The organism is Hyphomicrobium sp. D-2 (assembly GCF_029872155.1).
GTDB lineage: Bacteria > Pseudomonadota > Alphaproteobacteria > Rhizobiales > Hyphomicrobiaceae > Hyphomicrobium_A.
This window is the reverse complement of the sequence record NZ_JARXLA010000003.1, coordinates 568,352-576,458: the sequence shown is the minus strand read 5'-3', so window position 1 is coordinate 576,458 and position 8,107 is coordinate 568,352. Positions and strand designations below refer to the sequence as shown.

Annotated in this window: 9 protein-coding genes and 1 pseudogene; 1 reads left to right on the top strand and 9 read right to left on the bottom strand. The window is 62.1% G+C overall.

All coding sequences use genetic code 11. The features are described 5' to 3' along the window. Positions 1-30: 30 nt before the first annotated feature. The 7 genes and pseudogenes from QEZ49_RS08560 to QEZ49_RS08530 all read right to left on the bottom strand — a co-directional run bounded on the left by QEZ49_RS08560 (position 31) and on the right by QEZ49_RS08530 (position 4,447). Positions 31-618: an S-adenosylmethionine:tRNA ribosyltransferase-isomerase gene (locus tag QEZ49_RS08560; protein ID WP_280385984.1), complete on the bottom strand. Its 588-nt coding sequence runs from the start codon at positions 616-618 to the stop codon at positions 31-33. 63 nt (positions 619-681) lie between these two features. Further along, complete coding sequence (locus QEZ49_RS08555) at positions 682-1,332, bottom strand: DMT family transporter (RefSeq protein WP_348534800.1); 651 nt, start codon at positions 1,330-1,332, stop codon at positions 682-684. 169 nt (positions 1,333-1,501) lie between these two features. Next, complete coding sequence (locus tag QEZ49_RS08550; protein ID WP_280385982.1) at positions 1,502-1,882, bottom strand: hypothetical protein; 381 nt, start codon at positions 1,880-1,882, stop codon at positions 1,502-1,504. Further along, positions 1,879-2,286 carry a hypothetical protein gene (locus QEZ49_RS08545; protein WP_280385980.1) on the bottom strand — a complete coding sequence of 136 codons (408 nt, stop codon included), beginning with the start codon at positions 2,284-2,286 and terminating at the stop codon, positions 1,879-1,881. The genes QEZ49_RS08550 and QEZ49_RS08545 overlap by 4 nt, the downstream gene beginning before the upstream one ends. Positions 2,287-2,629: 343 nt before the next feature. Further along, a pseudogene (locus QEZ49_RS08540) lies at positions 2,630-3,028 on the bottom strand (GGDEF domain-containing protein). Continuing rightward, positions 3,028-3,222: a hypothetical protein gene (locus QEZ49_RS08535; protein WP_280385979.1), complete on the bottom strand. Its 195-nt coding sequence runs from the start codon at positions 3,220-3,222 to the stop codon at positions 3,028-3,030. The pseudogene QEZ49_RS08540 and the gene QEZ49_RS08535 overlap by 1 nt, the downstream one beginning before the upstream one ends. Positions 3,223-3,229: 7 nt before the next feature. Then, the gene (locus QEZ49_RS08530) at positions 3,230-4,447 is read right to left on the bottom strand and encodes a PAS domain-containing protein (RefSeq protein ID WP_280385977.1); all 1,218 of its coding nucleotides are present in this window, start codon (positions 4,445-4,447) and stop codon (positions 3,230-3,232) included. A gap of 50 nt (positions 4,448-4,497) precedes the next feature. Between QEZ49_RS08530 and QEZ49_RS08525 the strand changes: the two genes are divergently transcribed. Continuing rightward, positions 4,498-4,650, top strand: coding sequence for a hypothetical protein (locus QEZ49_RS08525; protein WP_280385975.1), 153 nt, complete (start codon positions 4,498-4,500; stop codon positions 4,648-4,650). Between the two features lie 264 nt (positions 4,651-4,914). Here QEZ49_RS08525 and QEZ49_RS08520 read toward each other — a convergent pair whose 3' ends face one another. Beyond that, positions 4,915-5,454: a single-stranded DNA-binding protein gene (locus tag QEZ49_RS08520; RefSeq protein WP_280385974.1), complete on the bottom strand. Its 540-nt coding sequence runs from the start codon at positions 5,452-5,454 to the stop codon at positions 4,915-4,917. 403 nt (positions 5,455-5,857) lie between these two features. Next, positions 5,858-7,879, bottom strand: coding sequence for a pentapeptide repeat-containing protein (locus QEZ49_RS08515; RefSeq protein WP_280385972.1), 2,022 nt, complete (start codon positions 7,877-7,879; stop codon positions 5,858-5,860). Positions 7,880-8,107: the final 228 nt, after the last annotated feature.

Here is an 8,107-nt window from a genome sequence, read left to right as displayed (position 1 = left end):
CCATCTTATGCTCGGCGGTGTTTTCCACCTTCACCGGCAGAAGTTGCCCGCGCCAACATGCAGCGTCACGAAGTGGCTTGAAACGCTGCGTTCCGCAAGCGCCGCAAGCAACTCCGGTGTGAAGTGCAGCCCCAGCGTCGGCGCGGCCACAGCGCCGTCGCGCGGCGTAGATCGTCTGAGGTCGGCGCGGTCGGTGCTTTCGACGCCGCGCTTGCCGGTACGCGGCGGCAGCGGCATCTCGCCCACGGCCGCAATGGCAGCGTCGAGATCCGGCCCCGACAGATCGAATGCGATATCAACTTCGCCGCCTTCGCCGCGGCTTAGCACGGTGCCTTCCAGCGCACCCAGCATGCACATCTCGCCGCCGTGGCCGAACTGCAGACGATCACCGGCCTGCAGGCGCTTTGCTGGCCGCGCAAACGTCCGCCATCGATCCGGCGCGAGGCGCTCAATCAGCAGCAGCGACACGCTGGACCTGTATTCGCCGCGCTGACGCACACCACTGAGCGACGCTGGAATGACCTGCGTGTCGCTGAACACCAACGCATCGCCTGGCTGCAAAAGCTGCGGCAGGTCGCCGACGCTGAGATCTGCGAACGCCTCATCGCCCGCAGGCACCGACAGCAGCTGGCAGCGCCATCACGCGGCGTTGCAAGTAGCGCGATGCGGTCTTCAGGCAGCTCAAAGTCGAAAGGTCGGTGCGCATGAATCAACGGAAGTTCTTGGCGGACAGAACCTGAGCGCACGGCACAATGGCCAGCCGCTCGGGCCCAGCCGCCCAGGGATGGATGTGGAGCTTGTGCCGCCTGAGCCGCACCGATGCAAGGGGGCGCGCGTCATAGCGTCAGGCGGCCAGTTGAATGGCGTGCGCCGTTCCCGTTGTTGACCTGAAACGTGGATCAGCAGCGCGCCCGCAATCAGCAGCACGGCGCCGCCAACACGGCCGATGGTCAGTTCGCGCACGGCCAGATCGAACCACCCCAGCCGATCCAACGCTAATCCGGCCAGCAACTGCCCCGCTACGATCAGCGCCATGGTGGCAGCCGCGCCCAGCTTCGGCGTGAGAATAAGTGCGCAGGTGACGAACACCGCACCCAGCGATCCGCCCACCACGTACATCCACCACGGCGGCGCGCCCCAGTTGATGGCCGTGCCCTGCACGCTTGTCACAACGCTTGCCAGCACCAGCAACAGAAGGGCGCCGGCGACGAACGATGCCGCAGAGGCCGCGATCGGCGTGCCCAGCTTGAACGCCAACTGCGCGTTTATCGGCCCCTGCAGGGCGATAAACATGCCGGCCACGATCCCCAGCAGGGCCCAGCCCAGATCCATCCGGGCATATCCTGTTCCAGTCAGGCCAGTCGGGGAACATCAGCCTGGGCGCCGTCAGGCCGAGCCGCAGCCCGGTGCATTTCTGCGCATGACCACGAAGCACACCTTCCCATAACCGAAAAAGCCCCGCCGCGTGGGGCGGGGCTTCTTTATCGAAGTGTAGTTGCGCTTAATCGGTCCGCATCAACGTCCGAAGACGCAGACCTGGGCCGTATCCCTCTGCAGGCTCGGCTGCGCCACATAATACAGCTCGACGCTGTCGATGAAGCGTCCGGTTGCCCTTCAGGTCGAGCGGACGGTCTTCGCCACCGTCGCGGATCTCCGACTTCACAGGGATATCGTCAGGTGCGCCGTTACCATGGATCACGCGCAGGTTGAGGATGTGCACCTTGTTGCGGAAGGCACGCAGCTGGATCTGGCTGAAGCGGCCCTCGCGACGTCCAGCACGAATCACATCCTTGTTGGGCAGGAAGCCGGCCTTGCTGCAGCCGAGCTCTTCCCACCGGGCAACCGGCGGCGGAGGCGGCGGCATCGGACGCACCCACTTCACGCCGTGTAGATCTGCAACCTTGCGCGCCCACGATAACCCGGCCGCGAACGGTAGACGATTTCAATGCGGTCAATCACACGCTCGCCACCGACAAGATCGATCGGACGCGTGCGGTCGCCTGGACGGCCACGCTGGCGCACGCGGACATCCTGCGGAGCACCACGGTTGAAGAACACCTTGAGGTCGAGAATTTCGACTTCGTTGTCCCGGACTTCGAGCGCGATCTTGCTGAAGAAACCTTCGCGACGGCCAACGCGGATCACATCGCGGTCGACGCCGAAGCCGACAGCCTGCTCACCCAGCAGTTCCCAGGTCTTCCTGCGTGACCGCAGGAACAGGCGGGCCGCGATCCGGGCCGGGGCGATTGGGGCCAGCTCCCGGCGGACCATGGCGGCCGCGATCACCACCGCGATCCGCCAATCGCGCGGGTTGAGCCGAAACTGCGCCAATCAGGGTAACGGTTGTCAGTAAGGCGACGACGGGCGTCAGTAGAGCTCGCCAAAGCATGTAAGTTCCCTAAGTTGTGTGCCGACGAATGTCGGGTGGTAACGCCGCCATGTGCGAAAGATGATCGGCGGAATTGTGGTAGCGCCTTCAACATGAACGAAGGCTGCAAGCCAAGTCAAAGCCGCCAGCCAAATGCGCAAGTTTCTGCGTGTCAGATGCGACAGAAAAAGGCGAAGTTGCGGCGGATCAAGTTTTCACGGCCGGGGTCGGCTGGTGACACGCGAATGATGGCAGGCGGAGCTACACGGCCTGAGCTGACGAGAAAACGGCGCGGTTACGGCCACCGTTTTTGGCACCATAAAGCGCCTGATCCGCAATCATCAGCAACTCGTCCAGTGAGTTCGCTCCGGCGGCACCGGTCGTCATTCCGATGCTCACGGTCACCGAAACTTGCTGGCCGTCTTCAAGCTAGAACGGGTCTTTTTGCACGAGGTGCAGGATGCGGTGGGCAACCTGATGCGCCTGCTCAACCGCACAGCCCGGCAGCAGAACCGCAAACTCCTCACCGCCCAGACGCCCGATCAGATCGTGCTGCTTCAGACAGGCTTGCGCGCGTTTGGCAGCGTAGACCAGAACGCAATCGCCTCCAGCGTGGCCGTAGGTATCGTTGATAGATTTGAAGTGATCGATATCGAGCATCAGCATGCTACCTGATCGGCCGCTCCAGCATTGAGAAATGCCGATGCACGATCGATGACTGCCCTGCGCGTCAGAACCTGCGTGAGATGATCTACCGTTGCGATCTGCACCAGCTCATCGGCCAGCTTCTCGCGCTGCTCCGCCAACAGATACGCGTCGTGCACATCGGTGCTGGCGCCGAGCCAACGGATCACCTTGCCATCATCGATCGCGGATCGGCAGGGCCATCACCCGCAGCCAGCGGTATTCAGCCTCTGAATGATGCCGGAAGCGGTAGTCGATGTCATATGGCTCGCCCGAACGCAGCGCCGCGTCCCAGACATCTGACACCGTTGGCCAATGGTCCGGGAACACCAGCTCTTTCCACGTCTCTTCTACGATGTTCTCAGGCGCAATCCCGGTAAACTCGCTCCACCGTTTCGAAAAGTAGTCGTGCGCACCATCCGCAGCACAGCTCCAGACGATCTGCGGCAGGGCTTCTGTCAGCGTTTGAAAACGGAACCGGCTTTCGGCAAGCGCGGATACTGTCTCCATCTGATTGGTGACATCGATGACAACACCAAGCATGCGCGTGACATCGCCGTAGCCATCAATCGATGGCTTGGCGGACGTAATGACCCAGCGCATTTGGCCGTCGCGGCCTACCACGCGGTATTTGTTTTTATAGGATGAACGCGTGACGATTGCGTGCTCGAACGCCGCCTGCACCCTCTCTCGATCATCCGGATGGATGGCGTCAAAAAACAGGCTGTCATCGATGCCGTTTTTGCAATCCTCCTCCGAGAGGCCATAGGCGCGCGCAACATTCACATCCGCGGTGCTCAGGCCCGATGCCACATCAAGTGTCCACACGCCGACCATTCCCGATCCATCAAGGGCCGGGCGCAACCGCTCTTCGGAATCCGACAAGTCGTGAATGCGCTGGATGTGGTCAGTTACGTCACACACCATGCCGAGCGCGCCGAGAAACCCGTTTGCGGAATCAAGCACCGGCATGAAGTCCAGATGGAACCATTTCAGTTGCTCCTCGCCGTCCGGCGCCGGGGTGCGGATAGGTTCATCGCGCAGCGCCGTCGTTTCGCCCAGTTGTGCTCTGGCGAGGATCAATTTCCAGAGGGGCGCGTAATCGGGCAGAACTTCTGCAACCGGGCGACCATTGAAACTGCCCGCCGCCGCCTTGATTGCGAAAAGCTGCCGGGCAGCGTCATTGGCGATAACTATTCCTTCGCGCCCCACAAGCAGCAGCATGGGATTGGGCGCGCATACCGACATCCGTAGAACAGCAAGCAGCGCGGGATCCCAGTCGCACAGAGGCGCCAATCCAACCCGGGCCCAGTCCAATTCGGACTGAGCATGGAGCCAACACTCAACCTGATCGGCCGTTGGTCCGATGAATTCTTCCCGTTCCAACTCTGTCATCGTGCCTACCGACGCAGCACACTGCGATTATCCCTATTGCTGATATTCATATGACTGACTTTGCCGTGGCGGAATTTCAGATCCGTTCAGGACGCGGTCAAAAACAGTTTAAAAGTTCAGCCGTGAACGACGATCTGTGGGCTTGGGGCGACCGGAAGAAAATGCTGTTTTATGGGCAGGATGCCCCTGACGCAGGTCCCTGACACAGGCCGGGCCAGAAACTTTCAGCGCTATTGCTCAAAGGGGCGCGATCAAAGCAGAGAATTTCATGCAATTGCCGCCAGCACGCAGGACAGCAGCGGCGCTCCGATGTCAGCTAACGATGATCGCGGCGGATGCGCTATTCGGATTGCTCGATGCGTGCGAGATGCTGTCGGCCCAATGGCAGCCGCAACGTTGCCGCATAACGACATCAGCCCCGATGGCAACCATCGGGGCTCACCCTATGCCCTCAGCGTCAGGCCCAATCAGAACGGAATTTCGTCGTCGAGCTGACGGTCGAAGCTGGGGCTGCTGTTGCCGCCACCACTGCCACCGCCGCTGCTACGCGAACCGGACGAGCGCGAGCTTTCTCCGCCGTAACCGCCACCGCCGCCGAAGCCGCCGCTATCGCCAGCGTAGTCTACCTGACCGCCTTCGGACATACCGCCACCGGCGCGACCATCAAGCATGGTCAGATTGCCATTAAAGCCCTGCAGCACCACTTCGGTCGAGTAGCGGTCCTGCCCGTCCTGACCCTGCCACTTGCGGGTCTGCAACGCGCCTTCAATGAACACCTTGGAGCCCTTGCGCAGATACTGCTCGGCAATCCGGCACAGGTTCTCGTTGAAGATCACCACCGAGTGCCATTCCGTCCGCTCGCGGCGCTCGCCCGAATTGCGATCACGCCACGTCTCGGATGTCGCGATGCGCAGGTTTGCGATTGGCTTGCCGTCCTGCGTGCGGCGGATCTCAGGATCCCTGCCGAGATTGCCGACCAGGATTACCTTGTTGACCGAGCCTGCCATGGTCACTCCTTAGCATTTCTGTTTGCGCGGCCTTTGCCGCTCGCCTTCTGAGGCGTCCGGCACCGGCGGGCTTCGACGCGCCGCTTTGGCAAGGGCGCAGTGAGCCCGGAGGCCGCAATTTGCTTTCCGCTGTCAACAAAACCCGCAATGCCGGGCCCCGGATCCAGACTGAGTCTCACTCGCAACCTAACCACACCAAACCCGCACCGCACGGTGCCGCTTGCAGTTGTCCACGGTAACGTGCGCGCATCCGCGTCTGGGCCAGACCACGTTGCGGCTGGACGGGCACGATCGGCTGGGCGGCGTTGCCTGCGGCAGATAGCACGATCGTAAGGCCGCATGTTCTCAATACGTTCCAGACTAAACCCACGCCACCGATCTGGCAAGAGTTGCATCAACCCATTCAATTCCGTGCGTTTTCGGCGGCCACCGACAGCACCTTCATTGCCCCCGGCGCGGCGTGGGCTGACGCGGGGCAGCTGTTGCCTCGCAGGCGGTCATACAGAAGAACGGCATCCCCCCGGAACTGAGGCGATGCTGCCCGGCGCGCGATGCCCGACGCCACGGCGCCGTCGCTCCAGCGCGTACTGCACATCAGCTTAAGCAGATAGGCGGTGAGATCTTCACGGTATGTAAGAGCAGGCGGCACCGGCGTCGCGCCGACCCAGCTCTGCCACCGTTGGTGATCGACTGTGCCGCTCCAGGCCCCACTGCCACCGCTGATCTGAGCCCAGAGCTCCTTGGCACGCACCCCGGCATCGGACCCTGAAATCGCCAGCAAACTGGCCTTCAGCGCCGCCAGGTCGGCCTCATTGGGCGCGCGCACCACAAGCTCGGAAAGATCCGTCAGCCCGGTGCCATCCCAGAGCGGCGTCGACGACATCCAGACCTGCGTGCCACGCAGATCGCCACCGGTGACGCGCATCCCGGCCATATCGGCGCCGATGAGCTTCGCCCGCATGAGGCTGGCCGCCTCAAGGTTGGCGTCTCGCAGTGCTGCGCCTTCAAGCTGGGCGAAATTCAGGATTACGCCCTGCATCGACGCGCTGGAAAAATCCGCCAGTTGCAACCGCGCGCCGGTCAGATCCGCACCTTGCAGCGACGCATTGAGGAAATTGGCGCCCTGCGCCTGCACGCCACCGGTCAGTTCGGCCTTGTCGAGCTGCGCGTTGACCAGACTGGCGCCGCTCAGCACAGCGTTGCCGAGGTCAGCTCCTTCGAGCTCGGCGTCGTTCAGCTTGGCGGCCGATAGATCGATGCCCCAAAGCCGTGCGCCCTTCAGCCTGGCGCGACTGAGATCGACCCCGCGCGCGGAAACACACCGGGCCGCATCACGGCTATCGCTCAGCATCAGCGCGTCCGGTTCGGCGCAGCCAAGTGAAGCGTTCTCAAGGTTGGCGCCGATCAGGCTGGCACCATCAAGCCGCGCGCCGGTCAGATCCACACCGGCAAGATCGGTGCGGTCCAGTTTGGCATGGCGCAGATCCCGGCCGCGCAGCCGCAGCGTTTTGCTGCCCTCGCCGCCCAGCAACTCGGAATCAGTCACCACCAGATTGCGGTGGAACATGCCCAGGATGGCATCGTCGCCGACCAGTGCCGGTATCGTCAAACCGCTGTGTTGCAGCTTGCCGTCGCCCGGCAGTGCCGCCCACGCCGTCAACTTGCGGCCGATCGTATCCAGCCGCTCGCCCGGCACCGTCGCCGCGAAATATGACAGATACAGCACCGTGCCCAGCACCACCGCCGTCGCCGCAACGCTGAGGGGATGCGTGATCGTCGAACGCCAGAACGCCTGGAAGAACGACGTTTCGGCCCGCATCAGAAAAACACCAATCAGCAGCACGACCACGATATCGAGCGTTAGGAAGACGCGTGTGATCCAGGTTGTCGCCACATCGTGGTAGGGCAGAAACGCCACCTGCATATAGAGCAGCAGCACCAGCGGCAGGATGATGATGGTGAGCCACGACATGATGTTGAGGAAGCCGCTCATCAGCGCCGACCTGTGCGGCCCGGCGATGCTTTGCACGAAAAAGAAATTATGCAGCTCCAGCCGCAGCGGATGGGTGCGCTTGCCGGAAATCTCCAGGAAGCTGATCGCGCGGTCGAACTCCAGCGCCTTGCGGGCCAGCAGCACAAGCTGAGCCAGAATGCCGATGTGGAACAGCACCAGCACCACGGGGGCGAACTGAAAGAACTGTTTGAGCTGGATGTTGACCTGAAGGATCGGCAGTTGCACCGGCGTTTCAGTCAGCAGCGCTTCATGTGTCACACCGGCGACGGCAATCATGAGGTAGGTCATGATGGCCAGGAATATCAGCCAGCCGGTGTGTGAGGTGTCGCTGGAATTGTTGACGGCCTCTAGCAGGCTATAGGGATTTACAGGCGTATCCGCATCTGCAGAACGCTCAGCCGCATCCGCCATCTTCAAACCCCACTCAAAATACTGATTTCGATGTCACCGCAGCTGAGCCTCTCAGCAGCACCAACATCGCAAATCGCAAAAACACTCAATCATCCGGCCACCCAACACGACCACTGCCGAATGATACAAAGAGCCGAATGTCACAAAGAAGCGCGCAACCACATAGTCCGCATGATCGGGTGCGCGTCGGGTACCGGCCTCCGGCCACCGAAGCGCATGCGAACTACG

What these genes read in the sequence shown, in the direction of transcription:
- QEZ49_RS08555 (WP_348534800.1), bottom strand. Translation starts at nt 1,332, where the DNA reads ATGGATCTGGGCTGGGCCCTGCTGGGGATCGTGGCCGGCATGTTTATC.
- QEZ49_RS08530 (WP_280385977.1), bottom strand. Translation starts at nt 4,447, where the DNA reads ATGACAGAGTTGGAACGGGAAGAATTCATCGGACCAACGGCCGATCAG.
- QEZ49_RS08525 (WP_280385975.1), top strand. Translation starts at nt 4,498, where the DNA reads ATGACTGACTTTGCCGTGGCGGAATTTCAGATCCGTTCAGGACGCGGT.
- QEZ49_RS08520 (WP_280385974.1), bottom strand. Translation starts at nt 5,454, where the DNA reads ATGGCAGGCTCGGTCAACAAGGTAATCCTGGTCGGCAATCTCGGCAGG.
- QEZ49_RS08515 (WP_280385972.1), bottom strand. Translation starts at nt 7,879, where the DNA reads ATGGCGGATGCGGCTGAGCGTTCTGCAGATGCGGATACGCCTGTAAAT.